The sequence below is a fragment of the Pseudomonas sp. IT-P395 genome, from assembly GCF_949767675.1.
GTDB lineage: Bacteria > Pseudomonadota > Gammaproteobacteria > Pseudomonadales > Pseudomonadaceae > Aquipseudomonas.
Genome location: NZ_CATKPW010000010.1, coordinates 1 through 18969, shown reverse-complemented (window position 1 = coordinate 18969; position 18969 = coordinate 1). Strand labels below are relative to the sequence as shown.

Below are 18969 nucleotides of genomic sequence, written 5' to 3'. Positions count from 1 at the left end.
CAAAAAAAGCCGCAACCCAAAGGTTGCGGCTTTGTCGTTTCAGCCCTTCAGATCAATGCGCAAACAGCGAATTGCCCTTCTGCCCCGCCAGTTTCTCCGGCTTGATCAGGAACTTCGCCAGTGCCGGCAGCAGCCACAGCGCACCGAACATGTTCCACAGCAGCATGAAGGTCAGCATCAGGCCCATGTCGGCCTGGAACTTGATCGCCGAGAAGATCCAGGTGCACACACCAATCGCCAGGCACAGACCGGTGAACAGCACCGCTTTACCGGTGGATTTCAGCGTCTGGTAATAGGCTTCCTGCAACGGCAACCCGGCACGCAGGAAACTTTCCAGGCGGCTGTAGATATAGATACCGTAGTCGACACCAATCCCCACACCCAGCGCCACCACCGGCAAGGTCGCAACCTTCACACCGATGCCCATGAACGCCATCAGCGCGTTGCCGAGTACCGAGGTCAGCACCAGCGGCAGGACGATGCACAGGGTCGCCGCCCACGAGCGGAAGGTGATCATGCACATCACCGCCACGCAGATGTACACCAGAACCAGGATAGTCAGCTCAGCCTGTTTGATGACTTCGTTGGTGGCCGCTTCGATCCCGGCGTTACCGGCAGCAAGGATGAATTCCAGGCCGTCCTTGTTATTTTCCTGGGCAAATTCCTGCACCGCGTGCACCGCACGATCGAGGGTTTCGGCCTTGTGATCGTTGAGGAACACCAGCACCGGCGCCAGCGAGCAACTGTTGTTGTACAAGCCATCGGCACGGGCAATCGAGTTGTTCAGCACGTCCGGGTTGCGCGACAGGGTTTCCCATTTCAGGTTGCCCTCGTTCATGCCCTTGATCATCTGTTTGGACACGGTCACCAGCGAGATCGCCGACTGCACGCCCTCGGTGTTCTGCATCTTCCACATCAACTGATCGATCGGCGCCATGGCTTCATAACGCGAACAGCCTTCGGCTTTGGTCTTGACCATCACCACCAGTACGTCAGAGCTGGTGGAGTAATTGCTGATGATGAAGTTGTTGTCCTTGTTGTAGCGCGAGTCCGGACGCAGTTCCGGTGCGCCCTGGTCGAGGTCGCCGATTTTCAGGTTCTGGCTGTACCAGAGGCCGCCACCGAAGGCGATCAGCGCCAGCACCACCGAAATGCGTGCGACTTTCGGATTGGCGAAATTCGACAGCAGCCGCCAGAACGGATGTTCGCGGTTCGCGTCTTTCTTGCTCTTGGCAATCGCGCGCTTGCTGATGCCGACATAGGAAATCGCCACCGGCAGCAGAATCAGGTTGGTGAAGACGATCACCGCCACGCCGATGGAGGCGCCGATGGCCAGTTCACGGATCACGCCGATATCGATGATCAACAGCGTGATGAAACCCACCGCATCCGCCAGAATCGCGATCATCCCCGGCAGGAACAGTTGCCGGAAGGTCCGCCGCGCTGCGGTCAGCGCGTTGTCGGCCTCACTGGATTGCAGGGCGATACCGTTGATCTTCTGCACGCCGTGGGAAATACCGATGGCGAAGATCAGGAACGGCACCAGCATCGAATACGGATCAAGTCCGAAGCCGAAAAAGTGCATCAAGCCGAGCTGCCAGACCACCGCCACCAGCGTCGTGCTCAACACCGCGATGGTGCTGCGTACGCAGTTGGTGAACCACAGCAGCAGGATCAGGGTGATGACGAAAGCGATGCCGAAGAACAGCACGACCATCACCAGACCGTCGATCAGGTCGCCGACCTTCTTGGCGAATCCGACGATGTGGATCTTGACGTTGGGGTTCTGCGCTTCGAACTTGTTGCGGATCTTGTCTTCGAGTTCATGGGAGAACTTGCGGTAGTCCAGCGCGAGCAACTTGCCCTGGTCTTCCGGGTCCGGGTAGGACTCCAGCAGCGGGATGTCGACGATGCTCGACTTGAAGTCGTTGGCCACCAGACGCCCGACCTGGCCGGACTTGAGCACGTTGTTGCGCAGCAGATCGAGGCTGTCCTGCGAGCCGTTGTAGCTCTGCGGGATCACTTCACCGCCGGCAAAACCCTCTTCGGTCACTTCGGTCCAGCGTACGCTCGGACTCCACAGCGACTTCAGCCCGGAGCGGTCGACGCCGGAGATGTAGAACACCTCGTCGTTGATCTGGCGCAGGGTCTCCATGTACTCCTTGGAGAAGATGTCGCCGTCCTTGGCTTCCACCGAAATGCGCACGGTGTTGCCCAGGTTCGCCAGATCGTTGCGGTGCTCCATCATCTTTTCGATGAAGGGATGCTTGAGCGGGATCATTTTTTCGAAACTGGTCGACGGCCGGATCAGCGTGGCCTGCCAGAACAGGAAAATGCTCACCACCAGACAGATCAGGATCACGGCCGGGCGGTTGTTGAAAATCAGGCGCTCAAGAAACGTCGCCTTGTCCTGCTGAGGAGTGATCAAGGAAGTCATAGCCCCGCCTTCTTGTTATTGATCTCGGCACCGTTTGGCTGCGTGGTGTGAAGCCCACCCTGCCCGCTCAGAATCAAGTTGCCGTCGCCGGCAGCGGTGACCGATGACAGCGAGATGCGGTCCGGACGGTTGAACACGCTGAAGGTTTCGCCGTTGTCGCTGCTGCTGATCACCGAACCGCCGTTGCCGACGATGACGATCGAGCCATCCGGGAGCAAGGTTGCGCCGGACAAGCCGAATTCCAGCGCACCGCGTGCGGCTTTCAGTTCGACCTGTTGCCAGTTGCTGCCGAAATCGGTGGAGCGGTAGAGGTTGCCGCGCAAGCCGTAGGCCAGCAGGGTCTGCGGTTGGGCCGTGCCGATCACGCCGAAGAGCGAACCTTCGTACGGGCCTTCGAGTTTTTCCCAGGTCTGACCGTCGTCGGCGGAGCGAAACATGCTGCCCGACTCGCCAACGATGAACAGCCCGGCGTCCTTCACCGCCGCAATGGCGTTAAGGTGGAATTGATCTTCGTTGTCGAGGCGGTCGCTGACGTCTTCCCAGTTCTTGCCGCCGTCGGTGGTTTCCAGCAGCGCGCCGTACGCGCCCACAGCGAGGCCACTGTTGACGTCCTTGAACCAGACGTCGAGCAGCGGCGACTCACGTTTGAGGTCTTCGAATTGCTTGGTCCAGGTCAGACCGCCGTCTGCGCTGGCGAGGATTTGCGCGTCGTGGCCGACCGCCCAGCCGTGCTTGTCGTCGACAAAGTACACCGCCGTCAGCAGTTGCCGGGTCGGCACTTTGGCCTGGGTCCAGGTTTTGCCCTGGTCATCGGAATAGAGAATGTGCCCACGATCGCCGACCGCGACCAGGCGCGCGCCAGCGTGGACGACATCGAGAATCAGACTTTTCGCGGCTTTCGCAGATTCGGTGGCATAGACCACGTCAGCCGGGGCCTCGGCGGCAATCACAGGTGCCGATAACGTGGCAAAGCCCAGCAGAGAGAGTGCTGTGGCCAGCAACGCGGTGTTGCGTAACGCCGGCGGGCGGCAACGACTCATAGACCTTCCCCTATTTATTATTGTTAGGCCATCTGGCCTTCAAGGGCGCCGCAAGTGTGCTCCGCTGATGGCTGGTCAGAAGCATAGTCCTGAAACCCGCAATCCAGAGCCACTTCGGAAGCTGGCTCATCCTATCGGGCTTTCGAAACGTCTGACAATCGGCGCCACGTTATCTTTTGTTAACCGCATTGCTGACGAATTTCACCCTGTAGGAGTGAGCCTGCTCGCGATAGCGGTGTATCAGGTAAGAATTCATTGACTGACACACCGCTATCGCGAGCAGGCTCACTCCTACAGGGGGTCGTGGGGGCTTTGGGATTTGAATACATGACCATTCGCCGGGGTGATGCGGCAAAAGTTACCGGGGGGACTTGCACGATCGGTATTATGGTATACCATCAGACGCACAGACACTCTCAATCCCCCAACGGAGCAGCTCATGAGTTTCGAAATTCGCAAGATCGTCAGCTATGTCGAAGAAACCTTCATCGAAGGCGGCAAGGCCACTGACAAGCCAGTGACCATGGTCGGTCTCGCCGTGGTGATGAAAAACCCTTGGGTGGGCAACGGTTTCGTGGAAGACCTCAAGCCGCAGATTCGCGCCAACTGCTCTGACCTCGGCGCACTGATGGTTGAGCGTCTGGTCGGCATCATCGGCGGTGCCGAGAAGATCGAGGCCTACGGCAAAGCCGCCGTGGTCGGTGCTGATGGCGAGATCGAACACGCCTCCGCCGTGATCCACACCCTGCGCTTCGGCAACCACTACCGCGAAGCCGTCAACGCCAAGAGCTACCTGAGCTTCACCAACAAGCGCGGCGGCCCGGGCACCTCGATTCAGATCCCGATGATGCACAAGGACGACGAAGGTCAGCGTTCGCACTACATCACTCTGGAAATGCAGATCGAAGACGCGCCGCGTGCCGACGAAATCGTCGTCGTGCTGGGTTGCGCCGACGGTGGTCGCCTGCACCCGCGCATCGGTAACCGCTACATCGATCTGGAAGAACTGGCCGCCGAAAAAGCCCAGTAATCACAATAAAAAGGCACTGCAGGAGCGCTCCATGATTCGGCTCACCGCTGAACTCACCCCGGCTGGCACCAGTTACCTGGCGACCGGCCAAGGCCAGCCCGTGGTTTTGATCCACGGCGTGGGCCTGAACAAAGAAATGTGGGGCGGGCAGATTGTCGGCCTGTCCAGCCAGTACCAGGTGATCGCCTACGACATGCTCGGCCATGGCGCGAGCCCGCGACCGGCCAGCGGCACCGCCCTGCTCGGTTACGCCGATCAGTTGCTGGAGTTGCTCGATCACCTGAATCTGCAACAGGCAGCGGTGATCGGTTTCTCCATGGGCGGTCTGGTCGCGCGAGCCTTTGCCCTGCATTACCCGGAGCGCCTGCAAAGCCTGGTGGTGTTGAACAGCGTGTTCAACCGCAGTGAAGAACAGCGTGCCGGCGTCATCGCTCGCACCGCGCAAGCCGCCGAACATGGCCCGGACGCCAATGCCGAAGCGGCGCTGTCACGCTGGTTCAGCCGCGAATATCAGGCAGCCAACCCGGCGCAGATCGCTGCGATCCGCCAGACCCTGGCCGGCAATGATCCGCAAGGCTATCTGACCACCTACGAATTGTTCGCCACCCAAGACATGTACCGCGCCGACGACCTGGGCAGCATTCAGGCGCCGACGCTGATCGCCACCGGTGAACTCGATCCGGGTTCGACCCCGGAAATGGCCGAGCAACTGGCCCGACGCATCCCCGGTGCGAAGGTTGCCGTGCTGTCTGAGCAACGGCATATGATGCCCGTAGAGTCGCCGCGTCTGGTCAATCAGACGCTGCTGGAATTTCTCGAATTCGCACACTCCCGACAAAACCATATAAAGGGGATCGTTGCATGACACTCGCACGCTTCCAGATGTGCATCGGCGGAGAATGGGTCGACGCCCTCTCCGGCAAGACCTTCGAAAGCCTCAACCCGGCCACGGCGCAAGCTTGGGCCCAGCTGCCTGACGCTGATGAAGCGGATGTCGAACGCGCCGTGGAATCGGCACAGACTGCTTTCGACGGCCCGGCGTGGCGCGGTCTGACCGCCACCGCGCGCGGCAAACTGCTGCGCCGTCTCGGCGACTTGATCGCCGAAAACAAAGAACAACTGGCGCAGCTGGAAAGCCGCGACAACGGCAAGCTGATCCGCGAAACCCGTGGTCAGGTCAGTTATCTGCCGGAGTTCTTCCACTACACCGCCGGCCTTGCCGACAAGCTCGAAGGCGGCACCCTGCCGCTGGATAAGCCCGATCTGTTTGCCTACACCGTGCATGAAGCAATGGGTGTGGTCGCCGCGATCATTCCGTGGAACAGCCCGCTGTACCTGACAGCGATCAAGCTCGCCCCGGCCCTCGCCGCCGGTAACACGATCGTGATCAAGCCGTCCGAGCACGCTTCGGCAACTATTCTCGAGCTGGCGCGTCTGGCCCTCGAAGCGGGGATTCCGCCGGGTGTGGTCAACGTCGTCACCGGTTACGGCCCGAGCACCGGCGCCGCCCTCACCCGCCATCCGCTGATCCGCAAAATCGCCTTCACCGGCGGCGCAGCCACAGCGCGGCATGTGGTGCGCAGCAGCGCCGAGAACTTCGCCAAGCTGTCGCTGGAACTGGGCGGCAAGTCGCCGAACATCATCTTCGCCGACGCCGATCTGGACAGCGCGATCAACGGTGCGATTGCCGGGATCTACGCGGCGTCCGGACAAAGTTGCGTGTCCGGTTCACGGCTGTTGGTGCAGGACGAAATCTACGACGAGTTCGTCAACCGACTGGTCGAACGCGCCCAGCGCATTCGCATCGGCAACCCGCAAGAAGACGACAGTGAAATGGGCCCAATGGCCACCGCGCAGCAACTGGCGGTTGTCGAAGGTCTGGTCGCGGATGCCATCGCCGAGGGCGCGCGCTTGCGTACCGGCGGCAAGCGCCCGACCGATCTCGGCGAAGGCTGGTTCTATGAGCCGACGCTGTTCGAATGCGACCGCAATTCGATGAAGATCATGCAGGAAGAAGTCTTCGGCCCGGTGGCGTCGGTGATTCGCTTCAAAGATGAAGCCGAGGCACTGGCGATCGCCAACGACTCACAGTTCGGCCTCGCCGCTGGCATCTGGACGCGTGATTTAGGCCGCGCTCATCGCCTGGCTCGCGATGTTCGCTCGGGAATTATCTGGGTCAACACTTACCGTGCGGTGTCAGCGATGGCACCGATCGGCGGCTTCAAGAACAGTGGCTATGGACGCGAAAGCGGCATCGATTCGGTGCTGGCCTACACCGAACTGAAAACGGTGTGGATCAACCTCTCCCAGGCACCGATGCCTGATCCGTTTGTGATGCGCTAGGAGTCCTGCGAAATGATCGAACCCGGCATTTACAAAGACGTCATGAGCTCGTTCCCGTCCGGCGTCACGGTGGTCACCACCCTCGACCCGGACGGCGGCATCGTCGGCATCACCGCCAGCGCTTTCAGCGCGCTGTCGATTGACCCGGCGCTGGTGCTGTTCTGCCCCAATTATGCTTCCGACACCTACCCGGTGCTGCGTGACAGCAAGAAGTTCGCGATCCATTTGCTGTCCGCCGACCAGACGGCTGAGGCCTATGCGTTTGCTGGTAAAGGCAAGGACAAGGCCAAGGACATCGAGTGGCATTTGAGCGAGTTGGGTAACCCGATTCTGGCCAAGGCCACGGCGATCATCGAGTGCGAGTTGTGGCGGGAATACGATGGTGGTGATCACGCGATCATTGTTGGCGCGGTGAAGAACCTGATCCTGCCGGCGCAACCGGTGACGCCGATGATTTACCACAAAGGCAAGCTCGGGCCGTTGCCGACACTGGCCTGAAGCGACAATGCAAAACCCTGTGGGAGCTGGCTTGCCAGCGATGAGGGCTTAACATTCAACATTGATGTTGGCTGATAGTCCGCTATCGCTGGCAAGCCAGCTCCCACAGGGATTGAGGTGAGGCAAAGAATATGAGTAACGAAAAGTACGAAAAAGGCCTGAAAATCCGCACTCAGGTACTCGGCGAAGCCTACGTGCAGCGCTCTATAGAGAACGCCGACGACTTCACCCGTCCGCTGCAGGAAATGGTCACCGAATACTGCTGGGGCCATGTCTGGGGTCGCGAAGGTTTGTCGCTCAAGGAGCGCAGCATGATCAACCTGGCGATGATCTCGGCGCTCAACCGTCCGCACGAACTCAAGCTGCATGTGCGTGGCGCCTTGCGTAACGGCCTGAGTCGTGAGCAAATACGCGAAATTCTGCTTCAGGTCGGCATTTATTGCGGCGTTCCGGCGGCCGTGGACAGTTTCCGGCTGGCCCGTGAAGCCTTTGCCGAAGCCGACGCCGAAGCCCCAGTTAACCCCTCGGCTGTTTAGATGCCCGTCTGGCATGGACAGCCAACCGAAAGAGCGGACCCCATGAAACGCCAGCCACTCGACGACAGCTTCAAGGTCAATCGCAACCCCGTTACCCTGCGCGAAATCGTGCTGGATAAACTGCGTAGCGCGATCATGAATTTCCAGCTCATGCCCGGCGATCGTCTGGTCGAACGCGATCTGTGCGATCGCCTGGGCGTTAGCCGTACGTCGGTGCGTGAAGCCTTGCGTCACCTGGAATCCGAAGGTCTGGTCGAGTTCGCCGATGCGAAAGGCCCGCGTGTAGCAATCATCACCCTCGCCGATGCCGTCGATATCTACGAGTTGCGTTGTGTGCTCGAAGGCCTGATCGTGCAGCTGTTCACCCTGCGCGCCAAAGCCAAGGACATCAAAGCCCTGGAAAAAGCCCTCGACGAAAACCGCAAGGCGCTCAAGGACGGCGAACTGCAACAGGTGATCGACTCGGTGCAGGGCTTCTACGACGTGCTGCTCGAAGGCTCGGGCAACCATGTTGCGGCGACTCAGCTACGTCAGTTGCAGGCGCGCATCAGCTACCTGCGCGCGACCTCGGTATCGCAGGAAAACCGTCGCGGTGCGAGTAATCAGGAAATGGAGAAAATGGTCGAAGCGATCAAGAGCGGTGATCCGCTGGTGGCGCATCAGGCCTGTGTTGATCACGTTCGCGCTGCCGCTGCGGTAGCGCTCGACTATCTCAAGCGCAAGCAGGAAGAGACCGGCGCAACCCCGGCCATGACCCTGCCCATCGCGCTGAAAGAACCCCGTATAGGTCACTGATATGTTCAGCCCGAGCTATTGCCCGAAATGCGGTGGCCCTGACCTTGGTCAGCAGATACCGGCGGGCGATACGCACGAGCGCCTGATGTGCCGTGGCTGCGGCTACATCCACTACGTCAATCCGAAGATCATCGCCGGCTGCATCATCGAGCAGGATGGCAAATACCTGCTGTGCCAACGGGCGATTCCCCCGCGCCCGGGCACCTGGACGCTGCCGGCCGGGTTCATGGAAAGCGGCGAAACCACCGAGCAAGCGGCGATCCGTGAAGTCTGGGAAGAAAGCGGCGTGCGCGCGGAAATCGTCTCGCCATATTCGATTTTCAGCGTGCCGAAGATCAGCGAGGTGTACATCATCTTCCGTGCGATCGCGCTGGAGATCACCGGGCAGTATGGGCCGGAGACCATGGATTACAAGTTCTTCGCGCCTGAAGACATTCCGTGGGAACAGATCTATTACCCGGCGATCCGGCAGATTCTCGAGCGTTATATCGAGGAGCGTCAGGCTGGGGTGTATGGGATTTACATGGGCAATGATGACAGCGGCAAGATCCACTTTATCCGCTGATCACCACCTTTCCCCCTGCCTGATCGTTCCCACGCGGAGCGTGGGAATGCAGCCCGGGACGCTCCGCGTCCCTTTCACAGCCGAACGCGGAGCGTCCGAAGAGGCATTCCCACGCGGAGCGTGGGAATGCAGCCCGGGACGCTCCGCGTCCCTTTCACAGCCGAACGCGGAGCGTCCGAAGAGGCATTCCCACGCGGAGCGTGGGAACGATCAATACCGTAGGCTTCAGAGTGGGGCAATGCCTTCAACGATGATGATCTCCGCCCTCGCCCATTCCTCGCGATAACTCTTCGCTTCCTGGTACGCCGCCGAGTGGTAGCACGCCACAGCCTTCTCATAGCTTTCGAACTCGATCACCACGCTACGCTGCGGCGTCTCGCGCCCTTCCATCGCCTCGCTGCGCCCGCCTCTGGCCAGAAACTTCGCGCCAAACTCAGCGAAGGCTGCCGGCGCGCGCTGGGTGTATTGGCTGTAATGATCGGCATCGGCTATATCCACGTGAGCAATCCAGTACGCCTTCATAGTGACCTCTTTGTTGATTTTGTATTATGGTATACCAATATATTTCCAACGAACCCTGAGAGTCCAGCATGGCCTTCAACAGCATCGAAGAAATCATCGAAGATTATCGCCTCGGCAAAATGGTTTTGCTGGTCGATGACGAAGACCGCGAAAACGAAGGCGACCTGTTGCTCGCAGCCGACCGTTGCACGCCTGAGACGATCAGCTTCATGGCCCGTGAAGCGCGCGGTCTGATCTGCCTGACGCTGACTGACGAACACTGCCAGCGTTTGGGCCTGGAGCAAATGGTGCCGGCCAATGGCAGCGTGTTCAGCACCGCGTTTACCGTGTCGATTGAAGCGGCGGTTGGCGTGACCACCGGTATTTCGGCGGCGGATCGCGCCTGCACCGTTGCCGCCGCCGTCGCGCCGAATGCGCGTGCGGAAGATCTGGTGCAGCCGGGCCATATCTTCCCGCTACGCGCCAAGGAAGGTGGCGTGCTGACCCGCGCCGGCCACACCGAAGCAGGCTGCGATCTGGCGCGCCTTGCTGGTTTTACCCCGGCCTCGGTGATCGTCGAGGTGATGAACGACGACGGCACCATGGCCCGTCGCCCGGATCTGGAAGTATTTGCGCGCAAGCACGGGATCAAGATCGGCACCATCGCCGACCTGATCCACTATCGCCTGAGCACCGAACACACCATTGAACGCATTGGCGAACGTGAGCTGCCGACAGTGCATGGCACGTTCCGTTTGATCACCTTTGAGGATCGCATCGAGGGCGGCGTGCACATGGCGATGGTCATGGGTGATTTGCGCCGTGAGGAACCGACGCTGGTGCGTGTGCATGTGATCGATCCGCTGCGTGATCTGGTCGGCGCCGAATACAGCGGGCCGACTAACTGGACGCTGTGGGCGGCGCTGCAACGGGTCGCGGCTGAGGGACATGGGGTTGTGGTGGTGCTGGCCAATCATGAATCGTCGCAGGCGTTGCTGGAACGTGTGCCGCAACTGACGCAGCCGCCGCGGCAGTTCAGTCGTTCGCAATCGCGGATTTATTCCGAGGTGGGGACTGGGGCGCAGATTCTGCAGAATCTGGGGGTGGGTAAGCTGCGGCATCTTGGGCCTCCTCTTAAATATGCCGGCTTGACTGGCTATGACCTCGAAGTAGTCGAGAGCATTCCCTTCACCGAATAAAGCTGCCCTCACCCCAGCCCTCTCCCGGAGGGAGAGGGAGCCGACCGAGGTGTTTGCCCGCTATACGCCGACCTGAAATACCGAGTCGAACTCAGGTTTGAACAGCCTCCAATCGGCCCCCTCTCCCGAAGGGAGAGGGCTGGGGTGAGGGGCTGGATCTAACATTCACAAAAACATCCAAGCCGAACGCATCAAATAACTGCCCGGCCAGATAACCGGTAAGGCAAAGTGCTTGCACAAAGTTTGGAATACCATAATATGATATTCCATAGACCGGACACTCCAACGAACGTCCAGCTACTGCTCCCGACAGGCGGGCAACAACGCAAGCCCGCTCAAAAACACAACAATGAGGGCGTAAAAATGGTGTTGAACAAAGCTGCAACCGCGATCTTTTTTGCGGGACTGCTCAGCGTCACCGGCCAGGCTGCAATGGCTGCCGAAAGCGTGAACTTCGTCAGCTGGGGCGGAAGCACCCAGGATGCGCAGAAACAGGCCTGGGCTGATCCTTTCAGCAAGGCCAGCGGCATCACCGTCGTCCAGGACGGCCCGACCGACTACGGCAAACTCAAAGCCATGGTCGAGAGCGGCAACGTGCAATGGGACGTGGTTGATGTCGAAGCCGATTTCGCCCTGCGCGCCGCCGCTGAAGGCCTGCTCGAACCCCTCGATTTCAAAGTCATTCAGCGCGACAAGATCGACCCGCGCTTCGTCAGCGATCACGGCGTCGGCTCGTTCTTCTTCTCCTTCGTCCTCGGCTACAACGAGGGCAAACTCGGCGCCAACAAGCCGCAGGACTGGAGCGCCCTGTTCGACACCAAAACCTACCCCGGCAAACGCGCCCTCTATAAATGGCCAAGCCCTGGCGTGCTCGAACTGGCGCTGCTGGCCGACGGCGTAGCGGCCGACAAGCTCTACCCGCTGGATCTGGATCGCGCCTTCAAAAAACTCGACACCATCAAGAAAGACATCGTCTGGTGGGGCGGCGGCGCGCAGTCGCAGCAACTGCTGGCGTCCGGTGAAGCGAGCATGGGCCAATTCTGGAACGGCCGTATCCACGCCCTGCAGGAAGACGGCGCGCCAGTGGGCGTGAGCTGGAAACAGAACCTGGTCATGGCCGACATTCTGGTCATCCCCAAAGGCTCGAAAAACAAGGACGCGGCGATGAAGTTTCTGGCCGCCGCCAGCAGCGCCAAAGGCCAGGCCGACTTCTCCAACCTGACCGCCTACGCCCCGGTCAACCTCGACAGTGTGGAGCGTCTGGATTCGACGCTGGCCCCCAACCTGCCGACTGCCTACGCTAAGGATCAGATCACTCTTGATTTCGCGTACTGGGCCAAAAACGGCCAGGCCATCGCGACACGGTGGAACGAATGGCTGGTCAAATGAAAATGGCAGCCACCGCGTCCCGTCCCTCCACTGCCACCGGGAGCGCCAACGGCGCTGCCGGTTCGGCCCACGGAACACAGGCGGTTGCGATGCAGCAAACCCCGTCCCTCAGACAACGCTGGCGCGGCGCCGGCAACCTCGCCCCGGCGTTGCTGTTCATCGGCCTGTTCTTTCTCGCGCCGTTGATTGGCCTGCTGTTGCGCGGCGTGCTCGAACCGACGCCAGGCCTTGGCAACTATGAGCAACTGTTCGCCAACTCGGCGTATGCCCGGGTGCTGCTCAACACCTTTTCGGTGGCCGGGCTGGTGACCCTGTTCAGCCTGCTGCTGGGCTTTCCGCTGGCCTGGGCGATCACCCTGGTGCCGCGTGGCTGGGGTCGCTGGATCCTCAACATCGTGCTGCTGTCGATGTGGACCAGCCTGCTCGCCCGCACCTATTCGTGGCTGGTGTTGCTGCAAGCGTCCGGCGTGATCAACAAGGCCTTGATGGCGCTGGGCATCATCGATCAGCCGCTGGAGATGGTGCACAACCTCACCGGCGTGGTGATCGGCATGAGCTACATCATGATTCCGTTCATCGTCCTGCCGTTGCAGGCAACCATGCAGGCCATCGACCCGATGATTCTGCAGGCCGGCTCGATCTGCGGCGCCAGTCCATGGACCAACTTCTTCCGGGTGTTCCTGCCGCTGTGCCGGCCGGGTCTGGCCTCCGGTGGCTTGATGGTGTTCGTCATGTCGCTCGGTTACTACGTCACCCCGGCGCTGCTCGGCGGGGCGCAGAACATGATGCTGCCGGAGTTCATCATTCAGCAGGTGCAATCGTTCCTCAACTGGGGCCTGGCCAGTGCCGGCGCCGCGTTGCTGATCGCGATCACGCTGGTGCTGTTCTACTTCTACCTGAAGCTTCAACCGGAATCCCCGGTTGGCGCCAGTAACGCGAGGTAAGCCGACATGCTCCTGACTCCCAATGCGATGAGCCGGCGCATGCGCTTCGGTCTCTACGCCACCACCGGGCTGATCGGTCTGTTCCTGCTGTTGCCGATCGTGTTCATCGTGCTGCTGTCTTTCGGCTCCTCGCAGTGGCTGGTGTTTCCGCCACCGGGCTGGACGCTGAAATGGTACGGCCAGTTCTTCTCCAACCCCGACTGGATGAACGCCGCTGCGGCCAGCCTCAAGGTTGCCGTGCTAACGACGATTTGCGCAGTGGCCCTCGGTTTGCCGACTGCGTTCGCACTGGTGCGCGGGCGCTTTCCCGGCCGGGAAATGCTCTACGGCCTGTTCACCCTGCCGATGATCGTGCCGCTGGTGATCATTGCCGTGGCGGTGTACGCGCTGTTCCTCAAGCTCGGTTACACCGGGACGATGTTCGCGTTTGTCGTCAGCCATGTGATCGTCGCGCTGCCGTTCACCATCATCTCGATCATCAACTCGCTGAAGCTGTTCGATCAGTCGATTGAAGACGCCGCGGTGATCTGCGGCGCGTCACGCCTGCAAGCGGTGTTCAAGGTGACGTTCCCGGCGATTCGTCCGGGCATGGTTGCCGGCGCCCTCTTCGCCTTCCTCGTTTCGTGGGACGAAGTGGTGCTCAGCGTGATGATGGCCAGCCCGACCCTGCAAACCCTTCCCGTGAAAATGTGGACCACCCTGCGCCAGGACCTGACGCCAGTGATCGCCGTCGCTTCGACGCTGCTGATCGGCTTGTCTGTTTTGGTCATGGTCATCGCCGCCGCGCTGCGCCGGCGCAACGAAATCAGCGCCTGAGCGCCCAGGAGTACGACATGAGTGCCGTGATCAAAGACGCCTCCCAGCAGAATGACAAACCCCTGGTCAGCCTGCGCAACCTGAACAAGCACTACGGCGACTTTGCCGCCGTCGACAACATTTCGCTGGACATCAAGGACGGCGAGTTCCTGACCTTCCTCGGCTCCAGCGGCTCGGGTAAAAGCACCACGCTGTCGATGCTCGCCGGATTTGAAACGCCGAGCAGTGGCGAAATCCTCGTCAACGGCCAGTCGCTGGTGAATGTGCCGCCGCACAAGCGTGATATCGGCATGGTGTTTCAGCGCTATTCGCTGTTCCCGCATCTGTCGGTGCGCGACAACATCGCCTTCCCGTTGGCAATTCGCAAACTGGCGGCGGCTGAGCGTGACAAGCGCGTCGATGCGATGTTGAAACTGGTGCAGCTTGAGCAGTTCGCCCATCGCCGCCCTTCGCAACTGTCTGGCGGCCAGCAGCAACGAGTCGCCATCGCCCGCGCCTTGGTCTACGAACCACGCATTTTGCTGATGGACGAACCGCTCGGTGCGCTGGATAAAAAGCTGCGGGAAGATCTGCAGGATGAGTTGCGCCAACTGCATCGTCGTCTAGGCATCACCATTGTTTACGTGACCCACGACCAGGAAGAAGCCATGCGCTTGTCGCAACGTATCGCGATTTTCAGTCATGGCAAGATTGTTGGTCTGGGCAGCGGTTATGACCTTTATCAGAATCCGCCGAATGCGTTTGTCGCCTCGTTCCTCGGCAACTCGAACTTCCTCAAACTCAAGGCGCAGGGCAATGCGGCGGCGAGTTTTGAGGGGCAGTCGTTGTCGATTCGACTGACCGCTGGGTTGCACACCGATCAGGACGTTTTGCTGATGGTGCGGCCGGAAAAGGCACTGGCGTTGAGCGTCGCGCAGGCGATCAGCGAACCGTTGCCGTCGGGTTGGAACGAGGTCTCAGCGAAGGTTGTGGAGGTTTTGTTCCTCGGTGAAAGCCAGACCTGTAGCGTAGTCACCTCGGGCGGGACTTCGATGACAGTGAAGGCGTTGTCGGCTGCTGGCATGCCGCTCAAGGCTGGCGACCCGGTGCAAGTGCGCTGGGCGACTGCCGACGCCTGCGTCTACACCGAATGGACCGAAAGCGACCTCAACAAAGCCGCCGGCGCCCACTGAAATCCCCTGTAGGAGCTGCCGCAGGCTGCGATCTTTTGATCTTGCTGTTAAAAACAAGATCAAAAGATCGCAGCCTCGTTTCACTCGACAGCTCCTACAGGAATGCATTCCGAATGTGGGAGCGAGCCTGCTCGCGAATGCGGTGTGTCATTCAACGTTGAGGTTGACTGACACGGCCTCTTCGCGAGCAAGCTCGCTCCCACAGGGTCTGCCGTCATTTCAAGAATGTCCCCCTCAGGGCCACCCCAGCGTCGGGCTGCGGTGGCTCTTTTTTTTGTCTCAAGGCGCCACCGTCACATCGCCCTGTCCACTCTCGGCCAGCGCTGCAGCGACAAACCCTTCAGCCTTCTTGCGCTCGACGAACGCCCGCACATACGCTGCGCCTGCCTCCCGCCCACGGGGCACCGCCATGGCCTGGCGAATCGCCGTGAATGCGCCGTCCAGCACGCGGTAACGCGCGTCGGCATCCGCGACTTTCTGCAATGGCTGACGGACACCGGCGGCGGCATCCAGGTGTTGCTCGATAAACAGGTCAACGGCACCCGCCGAGGTTTCGGCACGCTCCAATTGTGCGTGCTGCAGCGTGCGACTGAGGAACAGGTCGTAGGCTGCGCCTTTGCCAACGGCCAGTCGCAATCCTGGCTGATCCAGATCCTCGACCTGGCGATACGCCGACTGCACCTCGACCAGATAAGTCCCCTCGATGATCACGTACGGCTCGCTGAACGCAATCTGCGCCTCACGCACCCGCTCGATGGCGAGGAATGCCAGGTTCCACACGCCCTCCTCCAGCGCCGCGAAAACCTTGCCCGCCGCATCAAACGTACGCATCTCCAACTCGACACCCAACTCGGCAGCCAGCGCTATCGCCAAAGCCACCGAGACACCTTGCGGCGCACCATCCGCCCTGCGCTGCGCCAGCACCGGGTTACCGAAGTTGATCGCGGCATGCAGCACGCCGTCGGGCGCGAGATCGGCCATCACGGCCGGGGTGATTGGACTCATGGTGTTGCTCCCTGATTGGATAAAAAGTCAGTGTGCGTCGTGGCTGACACTGTCGAGGACACAACACACAGCGGGTAAGCCTTATGTCGTTGCCTGACAGGCACTCAAGTGTTCCAGCGCCCGACGCGTCACCGCATCGATGTAAGCCGCGTCACCATAGACCCGAGCCAGCAGAATCGCCCCCTCGTAATCCGCCACCCATTGTCGAGCGGTCAGCAAGGCTTGGACTTCATCGACCTGGCCTTCCAGCAAATGCGCAAACGCCTTGGCCCATGCATCGAAAAAGCTGCGAATCGGCTCCAGCAGTTCACTTTTGCCGTACGCCGCATCGACCGCCACCACACCCATCAGGCAACCGATCGAGTCATCCTGAAACAGCCTCGCCGCCTTACGCCCCATTTTTGTCAGGCGTTCTTCGGGGCTGAGTTTTTCATCAAAAGCTACGGCAAACAGGGTCTGGTTAATTACCTGATGCGTCCAGTCCAGCACGTCACGCAGCAAGGCTTCCTTATTGGGGTAGTGGTGATAGAAAGACGCCTTGGTGAAGCCGCAGGCGGCAGCAAGCACGTCCATGGTGGTGCCATGATAGCCAAGGCGCTTGAAGGTATTGGCGCACCGCAGAAGCAATTCTTCACGGGGGATTTTCAACGGTCGCACGAGTATTTCCTGATCCGGATAACTGGCGGTGATTCTATGACATAAGCCTGCCCTTCTCAATTTGACGGTTACCAACTGTTCGTTTAGTTTCTGTTTACCAAACAAATGGTCAGTAACTGGCGACCAATAGAATTCAAGGAGAGCAGAGATGAACGAAGCCAACAGTGGCCCCGGCAGAGTCACCCGCGAACAACACGGCCAGCTGTTTTTGATCGGTCTGGATCGCGCCGGCAAACGCAATGCATTCGACAGTGCAATGCTGACGGACCTGGCATTGGCCATCGGCGAGTATGAGCGCAATGACGAACTGCGCTGCGCCGTGCTGTTCGCGCATGGCGAGCACTTCACTGCGGGTCTGGACTTGATGGAACTGACGCCAAAACTGGCGTCTGGCGCCTTCAAGTATCCTGAAGAAGGCATCGACCCATGGGGCGTTTCCAAACCGCGCAGGCGTAAACCGGTGGTGGTTGCCATTGAAGGCATTTGCTGGACGGCGGGCATCGAATTGATGCTCAACGCCGACATCAGCATTGCCGCCACCAATGCCCGTTTCGCTCATCTGGAAGTGTTGCGCGGGATCTCACCCGCCGGCGGTTCCACCGTGCGCTTCACCCGCGCAGCGGGCTGGACCGCCGCCATGCGCTACATGCTCACGGGGGAAGAGTTCGATGCCACTGCCGCCCTGCACATGCGCCTGCTGACCGAAGTAGTCGAGCCCGGTCAGACTCTGGCACGCGCCATCGAATACGCCGAACGCATTGCCAATGCTGCGCCTCTGGCGATTCAGGCGACGCTGCAATCGGCGTTTCTGGCGCAGGATCAGGGAGACGATGCGGCATTGTCGAAGCTTGATGAACAACTGCTGGCCCTGATCAAAACCGAGGATGTCCGCGAGGGCGTCATGGCGATGATGCAGAAGCGCGAACCGCAGTTCAAAGGTCGCTGAAGGCTTTGCTCAACTCACTCGGAACAATTTCATGAACACCATGGCCGCAGCCTTTGCCGAATCGATCCAGAGACAGGACATCGCCCTCATTGCCCGCGATGGTTATCCATTGTCAGCCAAGCGCTACAGCGCGGCGGGCGCGGTCAAAGGCAACCTGATCATGGCCGGCGCCACCGGGGTGCAACAGCGCTTTTATCGGCGTTTTGCCGAGCACGCGGCGCGCCAGGGCTTTCACGTGCTGACCCTCGATTACCGGGGCATCGGTGAGTCGAAACCGGCTTCCCTCAAAGGCTTTGAGATGTCTTATCTGGATTGGGCTTATCAGGATCTGGCGGCGGCAGTGGATCTGCTAAGCCAGGAAGCGTTGCCGTTGTATTGGGTCGGCCATTCGTTTGGTGGTCACGCGATTGGTCTGTTGCCCAATCACCACGCCCTGACGGCTTGCTACACCTTGGGCAGTGGTGCGGGATGGAGCGGCTGGATGTCCAGAGCCGAGGCCTGGAAAATCCGTCTGATGTGGACGTTTGTGCTGCCGGTGATTGTCGCCCGCAAAGGCTACATGGCCTGGAGCATGCTGGGCATGGGCGATGATTTGCCGCTGGGCGTTTATAACGACTGGAAACGCTGGTGCAAATTCCCCCACTACTACTTCGACGACCCCGAGATGAGCCATCTGCATGCACTCTACGCCGAGGTCACAACGCCATGCGTTTTCGCCACGTCGGTCGATGATCCGTGGGCGCCGCCGCGTTCGCGCGATGCGTTTGTCAAAGCCATGGTGAATGCACCGCTGACATTGCTGGATCTGCAGCCGCCACTGGGCAGCAAACCGTACGGGCACATGGGTTACTTCCGCGAAAGCGCACAGCCGTTGTGGGATGAGGTGCTTGATTGGCTGCAAAGCGCCCCTGCACACACCACATAACCTGAGCTGCCGCAGGCTGCGATCTGTTGATCTTGCTGTTAAAAACAAGATCAACAGATCGCAGCCTCGTTTCACTCGACAGCTCCTACAGGAGTGCATTCCAACTGTGGGAGCGAGCCTGCTCGCGAATGCGCTGTGTCATTCAATGTTGATGTTGACTGACACGGCCTC

The 18969-nt window shown here is 60.1% G+C and carries 19 protein-coding genes; 14 read left to right on the top strand and 5 right to left on the bottom strand.

Annotated elements, in window-relative coordinates:
* Positions 1-52: 52 nt before the first annotated feature.
* Both ACM6IN_RS08125 and ACM6IN_RS08120 read right to left on the bottom strand, forming a co-directional pair.
* Positions 53-2437: an efflux RND transporter permease subunit gene (locus ACM6IN_RS08125; protein ID WP_095111456.1), complete on the bottom strand. Its 2385-nt coding sequence runs from the start codon at positions 2435-2437 to the stop codon at positions 53-55.
* Complete coding sequence (locus ACM6IN_RS08120) at positions 2434-3477, bottom strand: WD40/YVTN/BNR-like repeat-containing protein (RefSeq protein ID WP_095111457.1); 1044 nt, start codon at positions 3475-3477, stop codon at positions 2434-2436. The genes ACM6IN_RS08125 and ACM6IN_RS08120 overlap by 4 nt, the downstream gene beginning before the upstream one ends.
* Positions 3478-3916: 439 nt before the next feature.
* Between ACM6IN_RS08120 and ACM6IN_RS08115 the strand changes: the two genes are divergently transcribed.
* The 7 genes from ACM6IN_RS08115 to ACM6IN_RS08085 all read left to right on the top strand — a co-directional run bounded on the left by ACM6IN_RS08115 (position 3917) and on the right by ACM6IN_RS08085 (position 9244).
* Complete coding sequence (locus ACM6IN_RS08115) at positions 3917-4507, top strand: amino acid synthesis family protein (protein ID WP_007917992.1); 591 nt, start codon at positions 3917-3919, stop codon at positions 4505-4507.
* Between the two features lie 31 nt (positions 4508-4538).
* Complete coding sequence (locus ACM6IN_RS08110) at positions 4539-5372, top strand: alpha/beta fold hydrolase (protein WP_414915743.1); 834 nt, start codon at positions 4539-4541, stop codon at positions 5370-5372.
* Entirely contained in the window at positions 5369-6850 is a 1482-nt protein-coding gene (locus tag ACM6IN_RS08105) for an aldehyde dehydrogenase (RefSeq protein WP_414915742.1), read from the top strand. Before ACM6IN_RS08110 ends, ACM6IN_RS08105 begins: the two co-directional genes overlap by 4 nt.
* A 12-nt stretch (positions 6851-6862) precedes the next feature.
* Positions 6863-7348, top strand: a complete 486-nt coding sequence (locus ACM6IN_RS08100) for a flavin reductase family protein (protein ID WP_007917997.1) — start codon at positions 6863-6865, stop codon at positions 7346-7348.
* A gap of 131 nt (positions 7349-7479) precedes the next feature.
* Positions 7480-7884, top strand: a complete 405-nt coding sequence (locus tag ACM6IN_RS08095; RefSeq protein WP_008088075.1) for a carboxymuconolactone decarboxylase family protein — start codon at positions 7480-7482, stop codon at positions 7882-7884.
* Positions 7885-7926: 42 nt separating this feature from the next.
* On the top strand, positions 7927-8679 hold the full coding sequence (locus ACM6IN_RS08090) for a GntR family transcriptional regulator (RefSeq protein WP_007918001.1): 753 nt from the start codon (positions 7927-7929) through the stop codon (positions 8677-8679).
* Position 8680: 1 nt separating this feature from the next.
* A complete protein-coding gene (locus ACM6IN_RS08085) occupies positions 8681-9244 on the top strand; it encodes an NUDIX hydrolase (protein WP_095111462.1) in 564 nt (187 codons plus the stop codon).
* Positions 9245-9469: 225 nt separating this feature from the next.
* On the opposite strand, the gene ACM6IN_RS08080 is transcribed toward ACM6IN_RS08085, so the two are convergent.
* Positions 9470-9766, bottom strand: a complete 297-nt coding sequence (locus ACM6IN_RS08080) for a DUF1330 domain-containing protein (protein WP_150795455.1) — start codon at positions 9764-9766, stop codon at positions 9470-9472.
* Between the two features lie 68 nt (positions 9767-9834).
* Here ACM6IN_RS08080 and ribBA point away from each other — a divergent pair, with 68 nt between their 5' ends.
* From ribBA to ACM6IN_RS08055, 5 genes are all read left to right on the top strand, one after another.
* Entirely contained in the window at positions 9835-10944 is a 1110-nt protein-coding gene (gene ribBA / locus ACM6IN_RS08075) for a bifunctional 3,4-dihydroxy-2-butanone-4-phosphate synthase/GTP cyclohydrolase II (RefSeq protein ID WP_414915741.1), read from the top strand.
* Positions 10945-11307: 363 nt separating this feature from the next.
* A complete protein-coding gene (locus tag ACM6IN_RS08070; RefSeq protein ID WP_007918009.1) occupies positions 11308-12333 on the top strand; it encodes an ABC transporter substrate-binding protein in 1026 nt (341 codons plus the stop codon).
* The gene (locus tag ACM6IN_RS08065; RefSeq protein WP_414894167.1) at positions 12330-13277 is read left to right on the top strand and encodes an ABC transporter permease; all 948 of its coding nucleotides are present in this window, start codon (positions 12330-12332) and stop codon (positions 13275-13277) included. Before ACM6IN_RS08070 ends, ACM6IN_RS08065 begins: the two co-directional genes overlap by 4 nt.
* Positions 13278-13283: 6 nt before the next feature.
* Entirely contained in the window at positions 13284-14093 is an 810-nt protein-coding gene (locus ACM6IN_RS08060; protein ID WP_007918021.1) for an ABC transporter permease, read from the top strand.
* A gap of 17 nt (positions 14094-14110) precedes the next feature.
* Positions 14111-15265 carry an ABC transporter ATP-binding protein gene (locus tag ACM6IN_RS08055; protein ID WP_095050091.1) on the top strand — a complete coding sequence of 385 codons (1155 nt, stop codon included), beginning with the start codon at positions 14111-14113 and terminating at the stop codon, positions 15263-15265.
* A gap of 279 nt (positions 15266-15544) precedes the next feature.
* Here the strand turns inward: ACM6IN_RS08055 and ACM6IN_RS08050 are convergent, their stop codons facing one another.
* Together ACM6IN_RS08050 and ACM6IN_RS08045 are read right to left on the bottom strand one after the other, a co-directional pair.
* Positions 15545-16270 carry a transporter substrate-binding domain-containing protein gene (locus tag ACM6IN_RS08050; RefSeq protein ID WP_414915740.1) on the bottom strand — a complete coding sequence of 242 codons (726 nt, stop codon included), beginning with the start codon at positions 16268-16270 and terminating at the stop codon, positions 15545-15547.
* An 81-nt stretch (positions 16271-16351) separates the two neighbouring features.
* Positions 16352-16927: a TetR/AcrR family transcriptional regulator gene (locus tag ACM6IN_RS08045; protein ID WP_123374984.1), complete on the bottom strand. Its 576-nt coding sequence runs from the start codon at positions 16925-16927 to the stop codon at positions 16352-16354.
* A gap of 148 nt (positions 16928-17075) precedes the next feature.
* Here ACM6IN_RS08045 and ACM6IN_RS08040 point away from each other — a divergent pair, with 148 nt between their 5' ends.
* A complete protein-coding gene (locus tag ACM6IN_RS08040; protein ID WP_414915739.1) occupies positions 17076-17873 on the top strand; it encodes a crotonase/enoyl-CoA hydratase family protein in 798 nt (265 codons plus the stop codon).
* Between the two features lie 31 nt (positions 17874-17904).
* Positions 17905-18798 carry an alpha/beta fold hydrolase gene (locus ACM6IN_RS08035; protein ID WP_123374983.1) on the top strand — a complete coding sequence of 298 codons (894 nt, stop codon included), beginning with the start codon at positions 17905-17907 and terminating at the stop codon, positions 18796-18798.
* Positions 18799-18969: the final 171 nt, after the last annotated feature.

Coding starts and splice junctions, on each gene's coding strand:
- ribBA (WP_414915741.1), top strand. CDS start 9,835: ATGGCCTTCAACAGCATCGAAGAAATCATCGAAGATTATCGCCTCGGC.
- ACM6IN_RS08035 (WP_123374983.1), top strand. CDS start 17,905: ATGAACACCATGGCCGCAGCCTTTGCCGAATCGATCCAGAGACAGGAC.
- ACM6IN_RS08050 (WP_414915740.1), bottom strand. CDS start 16,270: ATGAGTCCAATCACCCCGGCCGTGATGGCCGATCTCGCGCCCGACGGC.
- ACM6IN_RS08115 (WP_007917992.1), top strand. CDS start 3,917: ATGAGTTTCGAAATTCGCAAGATCGTCAGCTATGTCGAAGAAACCTTC.
- ACM6IN_RS08125 (WP_095111456.1), bottom strand. CDS start 2,437: ATGACTTCCTTGATCACTCCTCAGCAGGACAAGGCGACGTTTCTTGAG.
- ACM6IN_RS08080 (WP_150795455.1), bottom strand. CDS start 9,766: ATGAAGGCGTACTGGATTGCTCACGTGGATATAGCCGATGCCGATCAT.
- ACM6IN_RS08120 (WP_095111457.1), bottom strand. CDS start 3,477: ATGAGTCGTTGCCGCCCGCCGGCGTTACGCAACACCGCGTTGCTGGCC.
- ACM6IN_RS08060 (WP_007918021.1), top strand. CDS start 13,284: ATGCTCCTGACTCCCAATGCGATGAGCCGGCGCATGCGCTTCGGTCTC.
- ACM6IN_RS08055 (WP_095050091.1), top strand. CDS start 14,111: ATGAGTGCCGTGATCAAAGACGCCTCCCAGCAGAATGACAAACCCCTG.
- ACM6IN_RS08085 (WP_095111462.1), top strand. CDS start 8,681: ATGTTCAGCCCGAGCTATTGCCCGAAATGCGGTGGCCCTGACCTTGGT.
- ACM6IN_RS08100 (WP_007917997.1), top strand. CDS start 6,863: ATGATCGAACCCGGCATTTACAAAGACGTCATGAGCTCGTTCCCGTCC.
- ACM6IN_RS08065 (WP_414894167.1), top strand. CDS start 12,330: ATGAAAATGGCAGCCACCGCGTCCCGTCCCTCCACTGCCACCGGGAGC.
- ACM6IN_RS08095 (WP_008088075.1), top strand. CDS start 7,480: ATGAGTAACGAAAAGTACGAAAAAGGCCTGAAAATCCGCACTCAGGTA.
- ACM6IN_RS08090 (WP_007918001.1), top strand. CDS start 7,927: ATGAAACGCCAGCCACTCGACGACAGCTTCAAGGTCAATCGCAACCCC.
- ACM6IN_RS08070 (WP_007918009.1), top strand. CDS start 11,308: ATGGTGTTGAACAAAGCTGCAACCGCGATCTTTTTTGCGGGACTGCTC.
- ACM6IN_RS08040 (WP_414915739.1), top strand. CDS start 17,076: ATGAACGAAGCCAACAGTGGCCCCGGCAGAGTCACCCGCGAACAACAC.
- ACM6IN_RS08105 (WP_414915742.1), top strand. CDS start 5,369: ATGACACTCGCACGCTTCCAGATGTGCATCGGCGGAGAATGGGTCGAC.
- ACM6IN_RS08110 (WP_414915743.1), top strand. CDS start 4,539: ATGATTCGGCTCACCGCTGAACTCACCCCGGCTGGCACCAGTTACCTG.